Origin of the sequence: Zhihengliuella flava, from assembly GCF_015751895.1 — a bacterium.
Taxonomy (GTDB): domain Bacteria; phylum Actinomycetota; class Actinomycetes; order Actinomycetales; family Micrococcaceae; genus Zhihengliuella; species Zhihengliuella flava.
In genome coordinates, this window is record NZ_JADOTZ010000001.1 from 367,184 (window position 1) to 388,068 (window position 20,885).

At 64.6% G+C, this 20,885-nt stretch carries 14 protein-coding genes and 2 tRNA genes; 8 read left to right on the forward strand and 8 right to left on the reverse strand.

What is annotated here, in order from left to right:
- The first annotated feature begins 60 nt into the window (after positions 1–60).
- On the forward strand, positions 61–864 hold the full coding sequence (locus IW252_RS01770) for an ABC transporter ATP-binding protein (protein ID WP_196834998.1): 804 nt from the start codon (positions 61–63) through the stop codon (positions 862–864).
- Position 865: 1 nt separating this feature from the next.
- Positions 866–3,346, forward strand: coding sequence for an FtsX-like permease family protein (locus tag IW252_RS01775; RefSeq protein ID WP_196834999.1), 2,481 nt, complete (start codon positions 866–868; stop codon positions 3,344–3,346).
- Between the two features lie 111 nt (positions 3,347–3,457).
- Here IW252_RS01775 and metG read toward each other — a convergent pair whose 3' ends face one another.
- Both metG and serA read right to left on the reverse strand, forming a co-directional pair.
- Complete coding sequence (metG, locus tag IW252_RS01780) at positions 3,458–5,014, reverse strand: methionine--tRNA ligase (RefSeq protein ID WP_196835000.1); 1,557 nt, start codon at positions 5,012–5,014, stop codon at positions 3,458–3,460.
- A gap of 128 nt (positions 5,015–5,142) precedes the next feature.
- Positions 5,143–6,735, reverse strand: coding sequence for a phosphoglycerate dehydrogenase (gene serA, locus IW252_RS01785; protein WP_331271399.1), 1,593 nt, complete (start codon positions 6,733–6,735; stop codon positions 5,143–5,145).
- A gap of 382 nt (positions 6,736–7,117) precedes the next feature.
- On the opposite strand from serA, the gene IW252_RS01790 reads away from it, so the two are divergent.
- The gene (locus tag IW252_RS01790; protein ID WP_196835002.1) at positions 7,118–8,881 is read left to right on the forward strand and encodes an S-layer homology domain-containing protein; all 1,764 of its coding nucleotides are present in this window, start codon (positions 7,118–7,120) and stop codon (positions 8,879–8,881) included.
- Positions 8,882–8,986: 105 nt separating this feature from the next.
- Here the strand turns inward: IW252_RS01790 and IW252_RS01795 are convergent, their stop codons facing one another.
- The 5 genes from IW252_RS01795 to ilvD all read right to left on the reverse strand — a co-directional run bounded on the left by IW252_RS01795 (position 8,987) and on the right by ilvD (position 16,457).
- Positions 8,987–10,858 carry a SpoIID/LytB domain-containing protein gene (locus IW252_RS01795; RefSeq protein WP_196835003.1) on the reverse strand — a complete coding sequence of 624 codons (1,872 nt, stop codon included), beginning with the start codon at positions 10,856–10,858 and terminating at the stop codon, positions 8,987–8,989.
- A gap of 114 nt (positions 10,859–10,972) precedes the next feature.
- Positions 10,973–11,998 carry a ketol-acid reductoisomerase gene (gene ilvC / locus IW252_RS01800; protein WP_196835004.1) on the reverse strand — a complete coding sequence of 342 codons (1,026 nt, stop codon included), beginning with the start codon at positions 11,996–11,998 and terminating at the stop codon, positions 10,973–10,975.
- A gap of 34 nt (positions 11,999–12,032) precedes the next feature.
- Positions 12,033–12,551 carry an acetolactate synthase small subunit gene (gene ilvN / locus IW252_RS01805; RefSeq protein WP_196835005.1) on the reverse strand — a complete coding sequence of 173 codons (519 nt, stop codon included), beginning with the start codon at positions 12,549–12,551 and terminating at the stop codon, positions 12,033–12,035.
- A 2-nt stretch (positions 12,552–12,553) separates the two neighbouring features.
- Positions 12,554–14,431: an acetolactate synthase large subunit gene (locus tag IW252_RS01810; protein ID WP_196835006.1), complete on the reverse strand. Its 1,878-nt coding sequence runs from the start codon at positions 14,429–14,431 to the stop codon at positions 12,554–12,556.
- A 322-nt stretch (positions 14,432–14,753) separates the two neighbouring features.
- Positions 14,754–16,457 carry a dihydroxy-acid dehydratase gene (gene ilvD / locus IW252_RS01815; protein ID WP_196835007.1) on the reverse strand — a complete coding sequence of 568 codons (1,704 nt, stop codon included), beginning with the start codon at positions 16,455–16,457 and terminating at the stop codon, positions 14,754–14,756.
- A 117-nt stretch (positions 16,458–16,574) separates the two neighbouring features.
- Here ilvD and IW252_RS01820 point away from each other — a divergent pair, with 117 nt between their 5' ends.
- The gene (locus tag IW252_RS01820) at positions 16,575–17,066 is read left to right on the forward strand and encodes a hypothetical protein (RefSeq protein WP_196835008.1); all 492 of its coding nucleotides are present in this window, start codon (positions 16,575–16,577) and stop codon (positions 17,064–17,066) included.
- Between the two features lie 3 nt (positions 17,067–17,069).
- On the opposite strand, the gene IW252_RS01825 is transcribed toward IW252_RS01820, so the two are convergent.
- Positions 17,070–18,032: an NAD(P)-dependent oxidoreductase gene (locus IW252_RS01825; RefSeq protein ID WP_196835009.1), complete on the reverse strand. Its 963-nt coding sequence runs from the start codon at positions 18,030–18,032 to the stop codon at positions 17,070–17,072.
- A gap of 165 nt (positions 18,033–18,197) precedes the next feature.
- Here IW252_RS01825 and IW252_RS01830 point away from each other — a divergent pair.
- The 4 genes from IW252_RS01830 to IW252_RS01845 all read left to right on the forward strand — a co-directional run bounded on the left by IW252_RS01830 (position 18,198) and on the right by IW252_RS01845 (position 20,872).
- Positions 18,198–18,270, forward strand: a tRNA-Lys gene (locus tag IW252_RS01830).
- A gap of 85 nt (positions 18,271–18,355) precedes the next feature.
- Positions 18,356–18,826 carry a thioredoxin-dependent thiol peroxidase gene (bcp, locus tag IW252_RS01835; protein ID WP_196835010.1) on the forward strand — a complete coding sequence of 157 codons (471 nt, stop codon included), beginning with the start codon at positions 18,356–18,358 and terminating at the stop codon, positions 18,824–18,826.
- An 88-nt stretch (positions 18,827–18,914) separates the two neighbouring features.
- A tRNA-Leu gene (locus tag IW252_RS01840) sits at positions 18,915–18,999 on the forward strand.
- 343 nt (positions 19,000–19,342) lie between these two features.
- Positions 19,343–20,872, forward strand: a complete 1,530-nt coding sequence (locus IW252_RS01845; RefSeq protein WP_196835011.1) for an ABC transporter substrate-binding protein — start codon at positions 19,343–19,345, stop codon at positions 20,870–20,872.
- Positions 20,873–20,885 lie beyond the last annotated feature (13 nt).

Sequence of the window (20,885 nt, forward strand, 5' to 3'; positions counted from 1 at the left end):
GCCCTTTTCACTCCCAGGGATCGATGTGTCCAGACACAGCTCAAACATAGCGTCGTGGTCATGACTGACGCCTTTTCCCCATCAACACCCATCCCCACCGGTTCCGCCCCCGCGGTCTCAGCACGAGGCCTCACCAAGGTCTACGGACAGGGCGAGACGCAGGTACGCGCCTTGGACGGGATCGACATCGACTTTCCGGCCGAGCGGTTCACGGCCATCATGGGGCCGTCCGGATCCGGAAAGTCCACGCTGATGCATTGCCTGGCTGGTCTGGATACCGCCACCAGCGGGCAGGTCTTCATTTCAGGCCAAGACCTCACCAGCTTGAATGACGCGGGGCTGACTAGGCTGCGGCGTGACAAGGTGGGCTTCATTTTTCAGTCCTTCAACCTCGTCCCGACGCTCACCGCAGAGCAGAACATCGTCCTGCCATTGGACCTTGCCGGGACCACGTACGAACAGGCCTGGTTTGACCGGGTGATCGGCGCCCTCGGCCTAGAAACGCGGCTTCGGCATAAACCCCATCAGCTCTCCGGTGGACAGCAGCAGCGAGTCGCGGTCGCGCGGGCGCTGCTCACCCGCCCCGACGTCGTCTTCGGCGATGAACCGACCGGAAACCTCGATTCGGCGACGGGAGCCGAGGTCCTGTCCTTCCTGCAGGCGTCCTCGCGCGACTTCGGGCAGAGCATCATCATGGTTACTCACGATCCGGTGGCGGCCAGCTACGCCGACCACGTCGTCTTGGTCCGCGACGGCGGCGTCGTCGGGCGATTGGATGAGCCCTCCGTCGATTCGGTAACGGCCGCCCTGGCTGAGCTCTCCGCGGGCACCTCCACCCCGGCCCCACGTAGGGCAGGTGCCTAGGATGCTGACGCTGGCTCTGGCGAATATTCGCACGTACGCACGGCGGTTCGTCGCCGTGGTCCTCGCCGTCCTCATCGGGACCGCGTTCTTGGCCGCCGCCCAGATGGTGAACGCCTCGACTCAGGCCTCTCTAGAGAAAAGTATCGGTGAGTCCTACCAAGGCGTGGACGCCGTCGCGGAACTCGACTGGGCGCGGTACTCCGGCGATGGGACCGGTCAGCTGACGACGTCGGATGTTCAGGCCGCGGCGGCGGTCAACGGGGTCGCGGCCGTGCGCGGCGAGGCCTCCTACGGTGCGCGTCTTGACACGGGGACGACGTCGCTGGCCGTCGGCGTGAGGCAGGTGTCAGAGGAGCCGTGGGAGCCGGTGAACGTCGTCGAGGGTGACACGCCCACGAGCAATCGGGAGATCCTCATCGATGCGATCTCCGCCGAGGAGGCGGAGCTCGCCGTCGGCGACACGGTGACTCTGCTGACGGGAGACTCCAGCACCGAGGTGCGGGTCACGGTCTCGGGCCTCGCGGCGCCGAGCATGAATCCCCTGACGGCCGCCACCGCCCAGGTCTACGCCCTCCCCCACCTCATCACGGCGACTCAGCCGCCGGAGGCGCGCCGGACCGTGGACGCCCTGCACCTGCTCCTCGATGACCCGGCGAGCGCCGACGTCGTGCTGCCCCGAGTCGGCGAGGCACTTGCGGACTCTGCTGCGGGGCCGGTGTCGGTGCGCACTGCACAGGAACAGACCATGGCGGAGGTCAACAGCATGGCCGGCGGTGATGAGGCCGTCACGTGGATCCTGCTGGTCTTCGTCCTCATCGCCTTAGTGGTGACCGCGTTGGTCGTGGTGAACACCTTCTCCGTCCTCTTGGCCCAGCGCTCGCGCGAGCTGGCGTTGCTGCGCACCGTGGGAGCCTCCCGCCGGCAGTTGAACCGGTCGGTGCTGACCGAGGCCTTCCTCGTGGGCCTCGTCGCGTCGGTGCTGGGCGTCGCGGTGGCGTGGGGCGTGATGTCGGTGTTGGCCGCCGTGGCCCGGACCGCGCTGGAGGCGCCATTTGTCACGATTGCCGTGCCTCCTCTGGCGATGCTCGGCACGGTCGCCGTGGGCATCGTGCTCACCATGTCTGCCGCGTGGTGGCCGGCGCGCAGGGCCACCCGGGTGGCCCCCTTGGAGGCGATGCGCCCCCAGGAGGCGGCGACAGAGTCGGCGCGGCTCGGCTGGTTCCGCCTCAGCCTGGGCGGGCTTCTGGCGCTCGGTGGCTCCGGGCTGCTCGCGTGGGGCGCCCTGGGCGGCGAACTCTTGCTGGGTTTCGCCGGCGGCGCCCTGTCTTTCATCGGAGTTCTGCTGCTGGCACCACTCGTGATTCTGCCTGCAGTACGTGGGCTGTCTCGACTCACGGCACGCGGGGTCCCCTCCCGACTCGCCGGGCTCAACGCGGCCCGCAATCCCGCTCGCACCGCCGCCACGGCCACGGCGCTGATGATCGGGGTCACTCTGGTGACGATGATGATGACGGGCGCGCAGACGGCCAAGGCCACCTTCGATGCACGGCTGGCTTCGGAGTATCCCGTGGACGTCACCGTCGATGGCCAACTGGCGGGCGTCGCGTTCGATCAGCAGGATGTGGACGCGGTCGGCGGTCTGGACGGCGTGACGGCCGCCGTGCTGCTGACCCCGGCGGCCGTGTCTCACGCGGGGCTGCCGCTCTACGCAGCGGCCACGGAGAGCCTCGCCCGGGTTGTCAATCAGCCTGATTACTTGCCCGCTGCCGGCCAGGTGGTCCTGCCGCAGGGCTATCGCGAGGACGTGGTCGTCAACACGGCGGACGGCGAGCGCACGCTGGAGGCCATCGCGTCGCAGGCCGTGACGCTGACCCCCATCGTGACTCCGGCGACCGCAGCGGAGATCGTGGGTGAGGGAGCTGGGGACCACCAGCCGGTGCTCTGGCTCAAGGTCGACGATGCGCTGACGCCCGCCCAGGCGCTCGACGTCCGTTCTGCGGTGGCCTCCACGCTCGGCATCGACGAATATTCCGTGAGCGGTGGGGCCATCGAGAAGGGGCTCTTCACACAGATCATCGACGCCCTCCTCATGGTCGTCGTCGGCCTGCTGGCCGTCGCCGTCCTCATCGCCGTCGTGGGTGTGACCAACACGCTCAGCCTGTCCGTCCTCGAACGAACGCGTGAAAATTCGCTGCTGCGCGCGTTGGGACTGCGCGCCGCCCAATTGCGGCACATGCTCTCGGCGGAAGCCATCCTCATCGGCACGACGGCGGCCTTGGTGGGTACGGTTCTCGGCAGCATCTATGGGGTGCTGGGGGTTCAATCGGCGCTGTCACGCATGGCGGACACGGTCATCTCGCTGCCGTGGTGGCAGCTGGTAGGAGTGCTCAGCGTCGCCGTTCTCGCGTCGTGGCTCGCGTCTGTGGTCCCGGGCCGACGATCGGCCCGGCTCTCGCCCGTGGAAGGGCTCGCGAGCGACTAGCAGAACCGGTTCGCAGATGAGGAGGGCGGGGCCTATGCGATGCGTATCGCACAGGCCCCGCCCCTGGTTCTTCCTCTCTGGCCGCGTCGCGTCGACGCGGTGCAGCACCGACTACTCGGCGGGTTCCTCATAGCGGGGGAAAATCGGGCTCGGCGCGGGCAGTTCGCTGCCTGCCGTCAACGGCTGTCCGAACGCGGCGAAGGTGCGCGCCGCGCCGTCGGGCTGGCCCAGGACGTCGAGCAGCTGGCTCGCGGCGTCGGGCATCACGGGCTGGACCAACAGCGCGACTTTGCGGACCACCTCGAGCGTCACGTAGAGCACCGTGCGCATGCGCTCCTCGTCGGTCTTGCGCAATACCCACGGGGCCTGCTCCGCAAAGTAGGCGTTGGCGTCGCCGAGGACGGCCCAGATCTCTTCCAAGGCCCGGCTGAATTCCTGCTTCTCGAAGCGGTCCCGCACGCCCTTAAGCAGCGCCTCGGCCTGCTGCAGGATCTGCTCATCGGCGGCGGAGAACGCGGACGGTTCAGGCACCTGCCCGCCGCAGTTCTTCTTCACCATGGACAAGGAGCGCTGAGCGAGATTGCCGAGGTTATTGGCCAGGTCGGCGTTCATTCGCCCGACGATGGCCTCATGGCTGTAGGAGCCGTCCGCCCCAAAGGGCACTTCGCGAAGGAAGAAGTACCTGATCGTGTCGAGGCCATATTGACCGATGAAATCGGCTGGAGCGATGACGTTGCCCAACGACTTGGACATCTTCACGCCGTTATTGTGCAAGAAGCCGTGGATCATCACCCGCTCCGGCAGCTCCAGCCCGGCGGACATCAGGAACGCGGGCCAGTAAATCGCGTGGAACCGGGAAATATCCTTGCCGATCACGTGGACGTCGGCGGGCCAGTACTTCGTGAAGCTCGCCGCGTCCGTGTCGGGGAACCCGGCGCCCGTGAGGTAGTTGGTCAGCGCGTCGACCCAGACATACATGACGTGCGCATCGTTGCCGGGGACTGGCACGCCCCAGTCAAAGGTGGTGCGGGAGATGGAGAGGTCTTGAAGGCCGCGCTCAACGAAGCGGATGACCTCGTTGAATCGCGAGCGCGGTGCCCCGAAATCCGGATGGTTCCGGTAGTGCTCCAGCAACTTATCTTGGTAGGCGGACAGGCGGAAGAAATACGACTCCTCTTCCGTCCAGGTCACCTCAGTGTCCGTTTCCGTCGCGTAGCGCAGGCCGTCCTCGCGAAGTTCGGTGTCCTCCTCGGCGTAGTAGGCCTCGTCCCGCACCGAATACCACCCGGCGTACTTGTCGAGGTAAATGTCGCCGTTCGCCTCCATGCGACGCCAAATCTCTTGCGCGGCGTCGAGGTGATCGGGATCGGTCGTGCGAATAAAGCGGTCGTAGCTGATTCCCAACTCATCGTTCATCTGTTGGAACGCATCCGAGTTACGCTGTGCCAGCTCACGCGGCGAGACGCCCTGCTGCTGGGCGGTCTGCAGCATCTTCTGGCCATGCTCGTCCGTGCCGGTCATGAAGAAGACGTCGTACCCGTCCAGGCGCTTGAACCGCGCCATGGCGTCGGTGGCGATGACCTCGTAGGCGTGGCCAATATGGGGCACACCGTTGGGGTAGGAGATCGCGGTCGTGATGAAGTAGGGGTTCAGCTCGGTGGAAGTCACCCCACGAATCTACCGTATGTGCGCTGCAGGATCGGAGTCGGCCGAGCGCGTGAAGCCCGGTTAACGCACGACGCCGCCGGGCACCAGATCCGGTGCGCGACGGCGTCGTCCGCGGGCAGAAATACGGCCTAGGTGAGGTCCACCTCGCGGGCGAAATCAGCGCCCACGGCGTGGCGAACCTGCTCCAGCGTCCCCTCCGGCAAGGAATTGTCCACGGTGAGGACCACGAGGGCCTCCGACGTCTCGGCATTCGGTGCGACCTGCATGCCCACGATGTTGACTCCGCGCTCGCCGAGGATCGCACCCAACGAACCCACGACGCCGGGGCGGTCCTGGTAGCGCAACACCACCAAATGCTCGGCGATGGGAATCTCGATCTCGAATCCGTCAATGCCGACGAGCTTCTCGATCTGCTTCGGGCCGGTCAGCGTGCCAGAGACGGCGATCTGCGTGCCATCGCTCGTCGAACCCCGCAGGTTGAGGACGTTGCGGTATTCCGGTGAGTCCGTGGTGGTGATCAAGCGAGCCGCCACACCGCGCTGTTCGGCGAGGACCGGGGCGTTCACGTAGGACACCTGCTCGGAAACAACGTCTGTGAAGACGCCCTTGAGCGCGGCCAGTTCCAGTGCCTTGACGTCGAGGGTGGAGATTTCCCCGGCCACCTCGATGTCGAGGGAGACCAGCGAATCGCGCGTCAGGGCCGTGAAGATCCGACCCAGCTTCTCGATCAAGGGGATCCCCGGGCGGACGCTCTCGTCGATGACGCCGCCGGCCACGTTGACGGCGTCCGGCACCAGTTCGCCAGCTAGGGCCAGGCGCACGGACTTGGCCACGGAAACGCCCGCCTTCTCCTGCGCCTCTTCGGTCGACGCGCCCAGGTGCGGGGTCACAATGACGTTCTCAAACTCGAAGAACGGCAGGTCCGTGCTCGGCTCCTTGACGAAAACGTCGATGCCGGCGCCAGCGATCTGCTGGTCCTTCAGCGCGGTGTACAGCGCGTCTTCGTCCACCAGGCCGCCGCGGGCCACATTGACCACGTACGCCGAGCTCTTCATCTTGGAGAAGGCGTCAGCGCCGAGCATGCCGAGGGTCTCCGGCGTCTTCGGCATGTGAATGGTGACGAAGTCGCTGGTCGCGAGCAGCTCATCGAGTTCAACCAACTTGACGCCCAGTTGCTGCGCGCGCGCTGCCGTGATGTAGGGATCAAAGGCCACCACATTCATCCCGAACCCTTGCAGACGCGCTGCGACGAGCGCGCCAATGCGGCCGAGCCCAATGATGCCAGCCGTCTTCTCATACAGTTCGACTCCGGCGTACTTCGAACGCTTCCATTCGCCGTTCTTCAGGGCCGCGTTGGCTGCCGGGATGTGACGAGACAGGGAGACGACATGGCCCACGGTCAGTTCCGCGGCGGAGATGATGTTGGAGGTCGGCGCATTGACCACCATGACACCGGCCTGGGTGGCGGCCTTGATGTCGACGTTATCCAGTCCGACGCCGGCGCGGGCGATCACCTTCAGCTGCTGAGCAGCCGCAATGGCTTCCGCGTCAACTTGTGTAGCGGAGCGAACGAGGATCGCATCCACGTCCGCAATGGCGCTCAAGAGCTCCCCGCGGTCGGCACCATTGGCACGGCGGATCTCAAAATCCGGGCCGAGGGCCGCGATGGTCGCGGGCGAAAGCTCTTCGGCGAGCAAAACGACGGGCTTGGTTTCTGACACTTCGGTGGCACCTTTGTTTCGTGTGGAGGCGAATTCGAGACGGCGGATCGTCGCCAGGCCCAGATTATCGGCGTTCCCGGCGCCCTGCCGAACGACGCTCCGTACTGTTACAGCCGCGCCCGCCATCTCGCGACATGTCCTGACGGACACAATGGTGCGGCCGTCACCGACTCGATGCTCCAAGCGGCGCAGGGCAAGCTAGGCCGCCATCGCTAGCGCGTGATTGCTGTGCTTCAACCTGTGAACTCACGGGACGTTCCATGAATTTGACGCCTTGATGCGTGTCGATAAACACGGAAAGACCTTGAAAGAGGTAGTCAAGTGGTGTAAAGCGGTTCGAGAGACCGCGCACTCGCACCTTCCCCACCTTTGGAGCTGTCCTATGGCGCCCCCGTACGCCCCCACCCGTCGACGTTCTACTCACGTCCTCGCCACGACGGCAGCCTTAGCTGTCCTCGCCACCATGCTCGCTCCCGCCGCTATCGCGCAGCCGGCAGCGACACCCCAGGCGTCAACACCCATGGCGCCTCAGCCGAGCGCCAACTCATCAGCCGACGTCGTGGAGACCACAGCCGCCGCCGACGGCGATGAGACGGCCTCCCTGACTCTGAACCCTGACGATGCCGTCGTCTTCGCCGCCTCGTGGACTGGCGAAAACCCTGACATTGAATACCGGATCCACACCGCCGACGGCTGGCAAGAATGGCAGCCAGTGGACCCAGAAGTAGACGGTGCCGATCACGCACATGATCACGCGGACGGGGGCGATGCAAGCACTAGTGGCGAGCCAAGTACGGAAGACGAACGTGTCTCGGACGCCCTCATTGTGGCCGACGCGGATCGCCTCGAAGCGCGAGCAGCCAACGAAGCCTACGCTGGCGCACTTGACATCACCGCCTACACGTCACAGGTGACGCAGACAGACCGCAACGTCACTGCGCCCATCGCCAGCACCTACAGTTCCGGCAACGAGTCCGTCCTCGATCGTGTGATCCCCCGCTCCAGCTGGGGCGCAGCGAATGCCCTCTGCAGCCTGGGAACGACGCCCAAGAAAAAGGGCGTCCTGATCCATCACACTGCGGGCAGCAATGATTACTCACGCGATCAGGTCCCCGGGATCTTGCGTGGTATCCAGCAGTTCCACATGTCCAAGGACCCGACGTGGTGCGACATCGGTTACCACATGCTGGTGGACAAGTGGGGCAATATCTACGAAGGACGTGCTGGCGGTCTCAACCTCGCCGTCGTCGGAACCCATGCTGCGGGGTGGAACGGTGACATGTTTGGCGTGTCCGTGATGGGCGACTACACCTACGCCACGCCGTCCTCCGGGGTCATTAAGTCACTCCAAGAAGTGGTGGGCTGGCAGGCCAAGTATTGGGGCTACGATCCCCGTGCGCGCGCCACCATGATCGCCGGCGGCGGCGGTAAATACGCGGCCGGCCAATCCGTGACTCTCAACCGTGTGAGTGGGCACAGAGACGTCGGCTGGACCTCCTGCCCGGGCGCCAACCTCTACGCCATGATGGACACCATTCGCTCAGGTGCCGTGCAGTACATGGCTCGCGAACACGTCAAGGTTGGCCCCTTCCTCGATGTCGGCGGGACAGCGTTCGCCCAGCACATCTTGTGGCTTTGGCAGGAGGGCGTCACTTCTGGTTACACCGACGGCACGTTCCGGCCGACGCGCTATGTTTCTCGCCTTGAGATGGCGACGTTCTTGTACCGCTATCACGGCCCCACCGGCTACAGCGGCCCCAAGGTGGACCCCTACACCGATATCCCGAAGACACACAGCTATGCCGAAGAAATCGGCTGGGCCAAACTCAAAGAGATCACCAGCGGGTACACGGACGGGCGATTTGGCCCACAGGACACGATCACGCGCGGCCAAATGGCCTCGTTCCTGTACTCGTACACGCAGAATGTCTGCCGGATCAATCGTGGCTACACACCACCGAACACCTCGCGATTTGAGGACATGAACGTCGGCGGAGCGTTCTACGAGGCCGTCTCCTGGGCGGCAGCCCGCGGGATTACCTCTGGCTACAGTGACGGCACGTTCCGGCCAAGCAAGCCAACCACCCGCGGCGAGATGGCAGCGTTCTTGAAGAACTTGGACGACTTCGTCGGCAATCGCTGCTAGCGTTCAACCCCACCGACGCGCCGCGGGGCGCCGTCCCAGCACCTGCTGCGGACGGCGCCCCGTGTGCGCGTGGCTGACCGCTCGGTGGCGACGGGCACGGCCTGCTTAGCAGGGACCGCCGGTATAGCTGTCCAGGCGGTACAGGAAGGCGGCCATCTCGCCGCGCGTTGTGGACTTGCTGGAGCGATAGGTTCCGTCGCCGAAGCCACCGGTGATTGACGTGCTGTTGAGCCAAGAGATGGCCTCGTAGAACGCGCCCCCGGGCCGCACGTCGGTAAACGCGGAATTCGTTGGTGCGGTAAACCCGCGGTCCTTGCCGCAGACATTCTGCGTGTAGGCGTAGAGGAAGGCGGCCATCTGACCCCGGGTGATCGTGTCCCGCAACCCGAATCTGCCGTCCGTATAACCGCTTGTTATGCCGCGATCGGCGGTCCAGCCGATTTCCTGCGCGTAGCTATGGCCCTCAGGGACATCGGTGAACACGTCTGCTGATGGCTCGGGGAAATTCGGGCTGCTGTAGCGGTACAGAAAAGTGGCCATCTCGTAGCGGGCGACGTATTGCTGGGGCCGAAAGGTTCCGTCCGTGTAACCGCTGGTGATGCCCTCCCCCGCGAGCCATTCCACGTAGCGCTCGAACGTGGTGCCTTGGATATCCGTAAACGTCGGCGGCTCCCCGTAGAACGCACTTTTGAGCCCCAGTGCCCACCGCACCGCATCCTTCGAAAGGGTCTTGGATACGCCCCCGCTGCTCGTCGCGGTCACTGAGGCCACGGCGTCGTCGGCACCATGGCGCAATTGCACCGTGGCCACATCAGGCAGCCCAAAGGCCGAACGCATCTTCGCCTGAGACACGGAGGCCGACCACGTGCTGTTCGGGTTGGTGCTGGCCAGCGACCAGGGATCAGGGTGAGATTTCAGGTACGGCACCGCGGAGGTCCACACGGATTCTGAGTTCCTAGTGTGGCCGCCGGAGGACGAATGATAGACGGCATCTATGGGGTAGCCGGCATACATCATCACCCGCGAAGCCGTGGGAACACCCTGACTGCTAAAAATGACGGTCCCATCGACGGCGTTCTTCCACTTCTTGCCGTAGACGCCATTGGTCCCCTCATTCTCCTTGGCCCAACCGGTGAACTTCTGGGAGGTCACCGAATCATAGACGTGGCAATTGCAGTTGGACTTCAACGACCCCATGTTCCGTAGCGCGTAAGAGCGCCCGGCCACAGCCTGGGCCGCGAGCGCGGCCGTCTGCCACGAGGACGGAACCTCGGCGAGGCCGTAGAGGTATTCGTCATTCATGCGGAGCGTGTTCACGAGGTTGATCTTGCCGCCGAGCACCTCGGCGCGCATGCTGCCGTGGCGATACTCCCCCGTGCTGCCGGAGTTCGCGCCGGCCACCTTGAGCGTGGTCTGCTGGCTGCCCTCCGTCCAAAATCGCGTGTTCTGCCACTGGATGCCCACCGAGCTGGCGTTGAGGACCTTCTCCTCGTCCTTGCCATCATTCGGCGTCATGTCGCCAAAATTGGCCTCGATCTTGCCCTCGACGAGCCTCAGTTGGACAGACGAGGTAGTACGGTGCCACTGACCATTGATGCTCAACCGCATGGCACCGTTGGTCGGGACCAGCGTGGTGGACTGGGCGTGAAGCAATTGGACCTTGATGTTCTCGGCCGCACGCAGCTTGCTGGTCACCAATGAGGCGGGCGCGTAGTAGTACTCGAGGATCTGTTCATAGTTCCAGCCGTCCAAGGCCTGCCCCTGGGCACCGTACTGGCTCATACCGACGCCGTGGCCCCAACCGGCGCCGTCGAACTCGAACGAGCTGGGCACCGAGGCCGCAGCCGGCGCTGCGGTGCCCGCGACCGCGCTGACTCCAAGCCCCACGGCCAAGAACCCGGCCAGCAGACGGCGACGTCGGGGCAGCCGAGCGGGCCCTGTGTGATCCGGTAAGCGGCGAGTGGCAAAGATCCTCATGAACTTAAGTGTAGTTCGCTCGTTCGGGCGTGAAACGACTGGTGAGCACAGCAAAACCCGGCCCGAAAAGCTCGGGTCCGGGTTCTGCTGTGACCTTAAGAGTGGGCGATGGCCTTAGCGCGCCGCGCTACCCTCGGTGTAGTCGTCGTCCTGCTGGCTCCAGGAGAAGTGCGAGCGCAAGGTCTTGCCCGTCGCCTCGATCGGGTGACCTGCTTCCTGCTCGCGCAGCTTGAGGAACTCCTCAGCGTTGTTGTCCTGATCATCGATGAAGCGCTTGGCGAAGGCGCCGGACTGGATGTCAGCGAGGACGGCCTTCATGGACTCCTTGACCTCCGGAGTCACGACGCGCGGACCCGAGACGTAATCACCGTACTCAGCGGTGTCGGAAATGGACCAGCGCTGCTTGGCAATGCCGCCCTCCCACATCAGGTCAACGATGAGCTTGAGCTCATGCAGTACCTCGAAGTAGGCGATCTCCGGCTGGTAACCGGCCTCGGTCAGCGTCTCGAATCCGGCCTGCACCAGGTGGGACATGCCGCCGCAGAGCACCGCCTGCTCGCCGAAGAGGTCCGTCTCGGTTTCCTCGGTGAACGTCGTCTTGATGACGCCCGCGCGCGTGCCACCGATGCCCTTGGCGTAGGACTTGGCGATGTCCCATGCCGTGCCGGACGCATCCTGCTCCACGGCGATGATGTCCGGGATGCCACGGCCCGCCACGAATTCGCGACGCACCGTATGGCCCGGGGCCTTCGGCGCCACCAAGATGACATCGACGCCGGCCGGCGGCTGGATGTAGCCAAAGCGGATGTTGAATCCATGGCCAAAGACCAGCACGTTGCCATCGGAGAGATGGGGGGCGATGTCCTCGGCGTAGACGTGGCGCTGGACCTGATCCGGTGCCAGGATCACGACGACGTCGGCCCACGCCGAAACCTCAGCCGGCGTGCCGACCGTCAGCCCCTCGTCCTCGGCCTTGACGCGCGACGTCGAGCCTTCCTTGAGGCCGACGCGCACCTCGACGCCGGAGTCACGCAGGTTCAGCGAGTGGGCGTGGCCCTGGGAGCCATAGCCGATGACGGCTACCTTCTTGCCCTGGATGATCGACAGGTCGGCGTCGTCGTCGTAATACAGTTCAGTCACTTGTTTCGCTCCTTAGCGTAGGACGGGTCTTGAGTTAGGCGGAGGCTGCACGCAGCGCGCGGTCTGACATGGACTTGGCGCCGCGGCCGATGGCCAACGTCCCGGATTGCACGATTTCCTTGATGCCAAACGGCTCGAGGACCTCCAAGAGAGCATCGAGCTTTTCGACGGTGCCAGTGGCCTCGAGGACGAGCGAGTCGGTAGACACGTCGACCACTGACGCGCGGAAGAGGTCAGCTGCCTGGGTTACCTGCAGCCGGGTGACCGCGTCCGCGCGGACCTTGACGAGTATGTGGTCGCGCTGCACCGAGGATTCGGGTGTCAGCTCGACGATCTTGAGTACATTGATCAGCTTGTTCAATTGCTTGGTGACCTGTTCCAGCAGGTCACCCTCGGCGTCGACCACCACGGTCACGCGGGAAATCCCGTCGTGTTCGGTGGGACCGACAGCCAGCGAATCGATGTTAAAGGAGCGGCGCGCGAAGAGCCCGGCCACTCGGGTCAGGACGCCCGGGACGTCCTCGACCAGCACGGAAAGCGTATGGCGTGCCATGTCTAGTCCTCCTGCTCCCAGTCGGGAGTCATGTTGCGGGCGATCTGGATCTGGTCGTTGGACACGCCGGCCGGAACCATGGGCCACACCATCGCATCACGGCTGACCACGAAATCGACGATCACCGGACGATCGTTGATCTCATTGGCCTGCTGGATCGTGGCGTCGATGTCCTCCGCACGTTCACAACGGATTCCGACGGCGCCGTACGCCTCGGCCAGTTTGACGAAGTCGGGGACACGAATCGTCCCGTGCCCCGTGTTGAGGTCGGTATTGGAGTAGCGGCCGTCGTAGAAGAGCGTCTGCCACTGCCGCACCATGCCGAGTGACGAGTTGTTGATGATGGCCACCTTGATGGGGATCTGCTTGATGACGCAGGTCGCCAATTCTTGGTTGGTCATCTGGAAACAGCCGTCGCCGTCGATGGCCCACACCGTGCGGTCGGGATTACCCACCTTGGCGCCCATGGCGGCGGGAACGGAGTAGCCCATGGTGCCGAGCCCGCCGGAGTTCAACCACTGGTGCGGCCGCTCATACTTGACGAATTGGGCTGCCCACATCTGGTGCTGGCCAACGCCCGCGACGTACACGCCTTCGGGACCGGTGAGCTCGCCGATGCGCTGAATCACCTGCTGCGGGGCGGTCAATCCGTCGTGCGTTTCGGTGAAGCCGATCGGATAGGTTTCCCGTAGGCGGTTCAGGGTGGCCCACCAAGACGTCAGATCCGGCTTCCCGGCATCGGCCAGGTGCGTTCTCAGCGCGGAGAGCAGTTCCGGCATGATTTCCTTGACGTCGCCGACAATCGGCACGTCCGCCACGCGGTTCTTGGAGATTTCCGCGGGATCGATGTCTGCGTGAATCACCTTGGCATTCGGCGCGAACGTTGAGAGGACTCCGGTGACCCGGTCATCAAAGCGCGCGCCCAGAGTGATCAGTAGATCGGACTGCTGGAGCGCCGTCACCGCAGAAACCGAGCCGTGCATTCCGGGCATTCCCACATGCTGTTCGTGGGAATCCGGGAACGCGCCGCGCGCCATCAGGGTGGTGGTGACGGGGGCGCCGACGAACTCGGCCAACTCCTTCAGCTCGGCCGAGGCATGACCCTTGATCACACCGCCACCGACGTAGAAGACCGGTCGCTTGGCGGCAGCAATCAGCTTGGCCGCTTCCCGCAGCTGCTTCGCGTGGCCCTTGGTCACGGTGCGGTAGCCAGGTAGATCGATCTTCGGTGGCCACGAGAACGTGGTCATCGCCTGCTGGGCGTCCTTCGTCACGTCGACCAAGACGGGTCCGGGGCGCCCCGTCGAGGCAATGTGGAACGCCTCGGCGAGCACTCGAGGGATCTCCGCCGGATCGGACACGAGGAACGAGTGCTTCGTGATCGGCATGGTGATGCCGACGATGTCCGCTTCCTGGAAAGCGTCAGTGCCAATAAAGGCACTATTGACCTGCCCCGTGATCGCGACGAGCGGCACGGAGTCCATGTGCGCGTCGGCAATCGCCGTGACGAGGTTGGTGGCGCCCGGCCCGGAGGTAGCGATACAAACGCCCACCTCTCCGGTCACCATGGCGTAGCCCTGCGCTGCATGGCCTGCGCCCTGTTCGTGACGAACCAGCACGTGGTTAATCGCGCTCGAGTCCATCAGGGGGTCGTAGGTCGGGAGGATGGCCCCACCCGGCAACCCGAAGACGTCCTTGACGCCCAGTTCTTCCAGTGAGCGGACGATGGCTTGTGAGCCAGTCATCTCGGTGGCGGCAACGGTGTTGCCCGGCCCCTGTACGGGGTTCTCCGCCACGGCGGAAGAGACAGGAGCAGCATCCTTGGCGCGACTTGCAGCCTTGGCCATCAACGCGGGGCTGATGTCGGTTCCGTTAGTCATGGATTCTTCCTTCTCTTCGCAATCTTTCGCGCATAAAAAAACCCCTCTGGCCGTCACGGCTTCAGTGGGGATTTAGCGCGTCACCTGTCCAGCCAAGGAGGCTGTCCGTGTGGGATCAGGCCACGCGCTTGGTAACTCGTAGGACGGTGATGATGTTCTGCATGTCACTTAGTTTTCCCGCCCCCACGACGGGTGTCAACGAGCGGTACCGACCGTCTCATTATTTGGACAATGCTTTCACTCTTTGGACATGCGGCGGCGACCGGCGGCCAGCGCGGGTGCGCTGGCCGCCGTCGACCTCCTCACCAAGAGGACTCCTGCTTTAGCCGCAGTACGCGCCAACGCTGGCCGACTGCACCAACTTGCTGTACTTGGCCAGGACGCCCGTGGTGTACCGGGCCGGCAGCGGGGCCCACCCCTCCTTGCGCGCCTCGAGTTCCGCCTCATCGACCAACAAATCGAACGATCGCGCGGCAATGTCGACCCGAATCTTGTCGCCATTCTTCACGAAGGCGATCGGCCCGCCGTCGACGGCCTCCGGCGCCACGTGGCCGATGCACAGACCCGTGGTCCCACCGGAGAAGCGACCGTCGGTGAGAAGCAAGACGTCCTTGCCGAGCCCGGCTCCCTTGATGGCTCCGGTGATGGCCAGCATCTCCCGCATCCCCGGGCCACCCTTGGGGCCCTCATACCGGATGACGACGACGTCGCCGGCCTTGATCTGTCCTTGGTCGAGGGCATCGAGGGCGCCCTGCTCCCGCTCGAAGACGCGAGCGGTGCCCTCAAAGACGTCGGCGTCGAATCCGGCCGATTTCACGACGGCGCCCTCCGGCGCGAGGGATCCGTGAAGTACCGTCACGCCGCCGGTCTGGTGCAACGGGTTATCGAGGTGCCGCAGAATCTTCCCGTCAACGTCCGGCGGCGCAATGTCGGCGAGGTTCTCGGCGACCGTTTTGCCCGTCACGGTCAGGCAATCCCCGTGCAGCAGGCCCGCGTCCAGCAGGGCCTTCATGACCACCGGCACGCCGCCGATCTTGTCCAGATCGAACATGACGTGCTTGCCGAACGGCTTCATATCCGCCAGGTGCGGCACCTTGTCACCGATGCGGTTGAAATCATCAAGGGTCAGCTCAACTTCGGCCTCGCGGGCGATGGCCAAGAGGTGCAACACGGCATTGGTGGAGCCGCCGAAGGCCATGGTGACGGCGATCGCGTTCTCGAAGGCCTTCTTGGTCAGGATGTCCCGCGCGCGGATGCCCTGGCGAAGCATCTCGACGACGGCTTCACCCGACTTGTGCGCGTACATGTCACGCCGGCGGTCCGCCGACGGCGGAGCCGCCGAGCCCGGCAGCGACATGCCCAGTGCCTCGCCGATCGAAGCCATGGTGTTCGCGGTGTACATGCCGCCACAGGCGCCCTCGCCCGGGCAGATCGCGCGTTCGATGGCGTCCAAATCCTGCTCGCTCATGGTGCCGGCAGCACATGCACCCACGGCCTCGAACGCGTCAATCAGCGTGACTTCGCGCTCGCTGCCATCGGACATGCGGGCGAAGCCCGGCATGATGGTTCCTGCATACAAGAACACGGAGGCGAGGTTGAGGCGGGCCGCCGCCATCAGCATGCCGGGCAGGGACTTGTCACAGCCTGCCAGGAGTACGGATCCGTCGAGGCGTTCCGCCATCATGACGGTTTCCACGGAATCGGCAATCACTTCTCGAGACACCAAGGAGAAGTGCATTCCCTCGTGGCCCATGGAAATACCGTCGGACACGGAGATCGTTCCGAACTGCATCGGGTACCCGCCACCGGCGTGCACGCCCTCCTTGGCGCCCTGCGCCAAGCGGTTGAGGGACAAGTTGCACGGGGTAATTTCATTCCACGAACTGGCGATGCCGATCTGCGGCTTGGCGAAATCGTCGTCGCCCATGCCGACGGCGCGGAGCATGCCGCGTGCTGGAGCTGCGTGGATGCCGTCGGTGACCGCGCGGCTGCGGGGCTTGATATCTGGTGAGGAGTCCTGCGTCATAGCCGCGATTCTAGGCACGTCACATCGGCATCTGAGAACGCATGACTTCACCCCGTAACGATGTGCCCGGTCCTCGATGTCCAGCAATCTGTCAGGACATTCCCATAGACTGGCGCCATGGCCACCGAGAGCACCGCAACCCGCAACGACGCCGCCCTCAAGGCACACCTGCATCGAGCGTTCGACGATCAAATACCGAACTTCGGCAGCTACAACTTGGTCTATGGAGCGGGCAACGCCGGGGGATCCGGGTGCTTCATCATCGGATTCCGCCGGCAACCGCTGGAACTAGTCGTCGCACCCGTTGATCCGGCAACCTTGGCGCCGCGGGAGGCTGCCGTCTCCATCAACCTCACCAACCTGTCCCATCTGGCTGAAGTGCGCGATGGCAGCTTCGAGGTGGGGGTGAGCACGGGTCGGGTATTTCGCTTTGAGGTCACGCGGTCCCCCAGCGTCGAGGTGCCCCCGTCCGTCTCACCCGACGGCGGCACCCGAACGCTGCTGGAGCAATCCTTGGATGCGGAAGATTTCATCAGCTTCATGGACGAGTTCATGACCCGCATCGATGAGCTCGCTGCGGCCGAGACTTCCTCGCCGGCTCACTCTTAGCGGCTAGGCTACGTCCTCGCCCGTCAGCCGAGCGCCCGAGTGCACCAAGTTCTCTGGTACGTGGCCGGCCGCCAAGAGCGCCACCTGACGCTTGATGAGGTCGCGGATGCGCGGCTCGAAGGCCCCTGAGTTACCGCCCACATGCGGCGCAATGAGAGCCCCCGGAAGATCCCACAGCTCATGATCCGCGCCCAACGGTTCCGGATCGACGACGTCGAGCGCGCACCGCAGGCGCCCAGAGGCCACCTCTTGCGTCAGGGCGGCGGTGTCGACGACGGGTCCCCGGGCCACGTTGACCACCAAGGCGCCATCTGGCAGTCGAGCGAGCATCGCGGCGTCGAGCAATCCGTACGTCGCCGCAGTCAGGGGAACGATCAACACGATGATGTCCAGGCTCGGTGCCACGTCACCGAGCTCATCGATGCCATGGATCCGCCCCCGGTCATCAGTGCGGGCTTGGGAAGCGAAGCGGACGATCTCCACCTCAAACGGCTCCAAGCGCCGGCAGATTTCTTCGCCGATTCCCCCAGCCCCGACGACGCCGACCCGGCGATCAGCAAGCCCCGCATACCGTGCGGGAGCCCAGTGCCGATGGCCCTGGTTCCGGACAAAGTCGGGAAGACCGCGCTGCGCGGCCAGGATGAGCGCCAGCGCGAGTTCGGCCGTACCGGCCGCGTGCACCCCGGCCGCGCTCGCGACGGCGACGTCCGCACCCACCGCCTCCACGACGCCGTCGTACCCCGTGGATTGCAGCTGAACGAGGCGAAGGTGTGGCGCCTGACGCACCCGACCGAAGGTGATGCCCGGTTGGGCATACGGCATGATCACCGCTTCGATGTCCTCCAGCTCGACGCCGACCGGCGCCGAGCGCAGATCCCAGACCCCGGCGGTCACGCCGTCGGGCAGCGGACGGCAGGCGTCCAAGAGCTCGTCATCAGGAAAGGCGAAGTGAGTGACTGGTTTCATGTCCAAAACTGTGCCACAGTTCACGCCGCAGCGAGGGCCGCGACTGGATGTGTGAAGTACACCTCACGGAGCCCGCTCGAGTTGCACGGCCGAATCGTGGTGTGTATTGTTTTATCTCGTTGCGAACGCGACGGGCACCGAAAAGGTCCGGTCGCTCAGCAGTATGCGCCTCTAGCTCAATTGGCAGAGCAACTGACTCTTAATCAGTAGGTTCCGGGTTCAAGTCCCGGGGGGCGCACAGTACAAAGGGAGGTCATCCGGTGGATGACCTCCCTTTTTTTCGTTCCTCCGCACGTACCACTATTGACCCCAAGGAGCTGATCATGGGTGAGCGACTCATCCCCGGCGCCGCCGCGCCGGACTTTGCACTGCCGACGTCCGATGGACAGACCGTCACGCTAGCTGAGCTGCGTGGCCACAAAGTCATTGTGTACTTCTACCCGGCGGCGTCCACACCGGGCTGCACCAAGCAGGCCTGCGATTTCCGGGACAATTTGGCCTCCCTGAAGGCCGCCGGGTACACGGTGCTCGGCATCTCCCCCGACGCGCCGGCCAAGTTGGCCACGTTCGTCGACAAGGAACAGCTGACCTTCCCCCTGCTGTCCGACGAAGACCACGCGGTCGCCGAAGCGTATGGCGCGTGGGGCGAAAAGAAGAACTATGGACGCACGTACGAAGGGCTGATTCGTTCGACCATCGTCGTGGCAGAGGACGGAACGATTGAGGTGGCGCAGTACAACGTGCGCGCCACCGGGCACGTGGCCAAGCTTCGCCGGGACCTCGGGCTCGACTAGGACTCGGCGCCCGCATTCTGTGCGGACCAGCCGAGTTCCGCTAGACTAGGTTGGTCCGCGCGGACGGTGAACGGCGCGAGGACTACAGGCGAGCGTGGCGAAATTGGCAGACGCGCTGGATTTAGGTTCCAGTGTCTTCGGACGTGGGGGTTCAAGTCCCCCCGCTCGCACCATCACCGCTGGCCGGCAGGCGCCGCACACGGCATCCTCGCTGGCCAGCCGAGTATGACCCCATCCCGCTCGGCCGGGGCGAAGTTCAGGCCTCGCACCCCGAGGCAGCAAGGAGTCCGTCCATTGAAGTCTCACCCGCGCCGTCATGGGAATCAATGGACTTCGCTGGGCCCGACCCCGAACTCGGCGAACCAGATCAGCCGGCGCGGACTCCTGAGTGGCGGAGCCGCGTTGCTCACCCTGACAGGCCTCACTGCCTGTGCCCCACAGGCCCCGGTGGTCCCCCCGGCGTCGGAAACGCCCCCGCCAGGCGGGCCGACGCTCTTTCGGTTCGGCACGCCAGCGATGCCTCTCTCGCTCGATCCTGCCGTCGTCACGGACACGGAATCTCACCGCGTAACGCGGCAGATTTTTGAAGGCCTCGTGGGCGTGGATCCGGCCAGCGGCGAGCCCCGCCCCCTGCTCGCCACCAAGTGGAACGTCTCTGGCGACGGCCTCACGTATCGGTTCACCATTCGCGAGGGCGTGACCTTCCACGATGGCAGCGAGCTGACAGCCGACGTCGTCGTGCATAATTTCGAGCGATGGGCCAGCCTCACCGAGGATCCCGACTCGAACGACGCTCTCTCCTTCAACGCCGTCTTCCATCATCGGGCCAGCGAGCTCCCAGCACCGAACGCGGAGGCCCCCTCGCTCGGAGATCTGACCGACTCCATCTTGAACGAGTCCCCCGAGATCCCCGATTCGATCGCTGAGGGCGAGAGCTACTTCGCGGGGTGCCACGCCGAGGACGCCCACACGTTTGTCTTGGAACTGAACGCACCGCTGACCGGACTCGTGCAGGCGCTCACCATTCCTGGCCTGGCTATGGCCGCTGTAGGTTCCACCGCGGAACAGCCTCTGGGCAGCGGACCTTACGAATTCGTCGAGACTGGGGACGGGCGGTACAGCCTCGCTCGATTCGCTGATCATTGGGGCGGTACTGAGGGCGTGGAAACGGTTGAGTTCCGCGTCCTCCGTGACGGCCCCTCACGGCTGCGCTCGTTGCTTAATGGTTCGTTGGACGGGTACGACGCCGTCACGACCCGTGAGATGCGGGAGCTCGTCCGCTCAGGACAGCAGATTTTGCAACGAGATCCCTTCTCCGTGCTGTACCTCGGGATGAACCAGTCCTCCGGACCGCTGGCCGACGTCCTGGTGCGCCGGGCGGTCTCGCATGCCATCCGTCGCAACGACCTTTTGGCTGACCACTTCATTGCCGGCTCCGAGGAAGCGCGGTCCTTCCTTCCGCCGAGCCTGGGCGTGGAGAACCCCCACTCGTACTATGCCTACGATCTCGATGAGGCCCAGCGGCTTCTCGAAGAGGCCGACTACGACGGCGAAGAGATCGAGTTCCTGTACCCCTTGAACGTCACGCGTGGCTACCTCCCGCTGCCGGAGCTGACCTATGCCGTTCTTGCGGCCCAGCTCACAGAGGCTGGGTTCAAGATCAAACCTGTCCCGCTCGGCTGGTCCGACGGCTACCTCGAGGCCATTTATTCTCAGGAGCACACGGGCTTTCACCTGCTGGGCTGGTCTGGCTCGTACCGGGACCCGGATCACTTCCTCAGTTCCATCTTCGCCTCCGCCGAACTGCAATTCGGGTATGACTCCTCGCGGCTGCGACGTCACATCGCTTCGGCCCGTTCGATGCCGGATTCGGCCGAACGCACCGCGCTCTATGGTGCGATCAGCGAGCTGATAGCTCAGGATCTGCCCGCCTTGCCACTGGCTTATCCGATCTCCGCGCTGACGGTCACCCCTTCGGTCACCACCTACCCGGTCAGCCCTGTGCTGGACGAGGTCATCGACAACGTGAGGATGACCACAAGCTAGCGACTTGAGGAAC

Bases quoted from the DNA above. Each gene is read 5' to 3' on its own strand.
- IW252_RS01775 (WP_196834999.1), top strand. From the start codon at position 866: ATGCTGACGCTGGCTCTGGCGAATATTCGCACGTACGCACGGCGGTTC.
- ilvD (WP_196835007.1), bottom strand. From the start codon at position 16,457: ATGACGCAGGACTCCTCACCAGATATCAAGCCCCGCAGCCGCGCGGTC.
- IW252_RS01790 (WP_196835002.1), top strand. From the start codon at position 7,118: ATGGCGCCCCCGTACGCCCCCACCCGTCGACGTTCTACTCACGTCCTC.
- ilvN (WP_196835005.1), bottom strand. From the start codon at position 12,551: ATGGCACGCCATACGCTTTCCGTGCTGGTCGAGGACGTCCCGGGCGTC.
- IW252_RS01810 (WP_196835006.1), bottom strand. From the start codon at position 14,431: ATGACTAACGGAACCGACATCAGCCCCGCGTTGATGGCCAAGGCTGCA.
- IW252_RS01820 (WP_196835008.1), top strand. From the start codon at position 16,575: ATGGCCACCGAGAGCACCGCAACCCGCAACGACGCCGCCCTCAAGGCA.
- bcp (WP_196835010.1), top strand. From the start codon at position 18,356: ATGGGTGAGCGACTCATCCCCGGCGCCGCCGCGCCGGACTTTGCACTG.
- IW252_RS01845 (WP_196835011.1), top strand. From the start codon at position 19,343: ATGCCTCTCTCGCTCGATCCTGCCGTCGTCACGGACACGGAATCTCAC.
- IW252_RS01825 (WP_196835009.1), bottom strand. From the start codon at position 18,032: ATGAAACCAGTCACTCACTTCGCCTTTCCTGATGACGAGCTCTTGGAC.
- IW252_RS01770 (WP_196834998.1), top strand. From the start codon at position 61: ATGACTGACGCCTTTTCCCCATCAACACCCATCCCCACCGGTTCCGCC.
- IW252_RS01795 (WP_196835003.1), bottom strand. From the start codon at position 10,858: ATGAGGATCTTTGCCACTCGCCGCTTACCGGATCACACAGGGCCCGCT.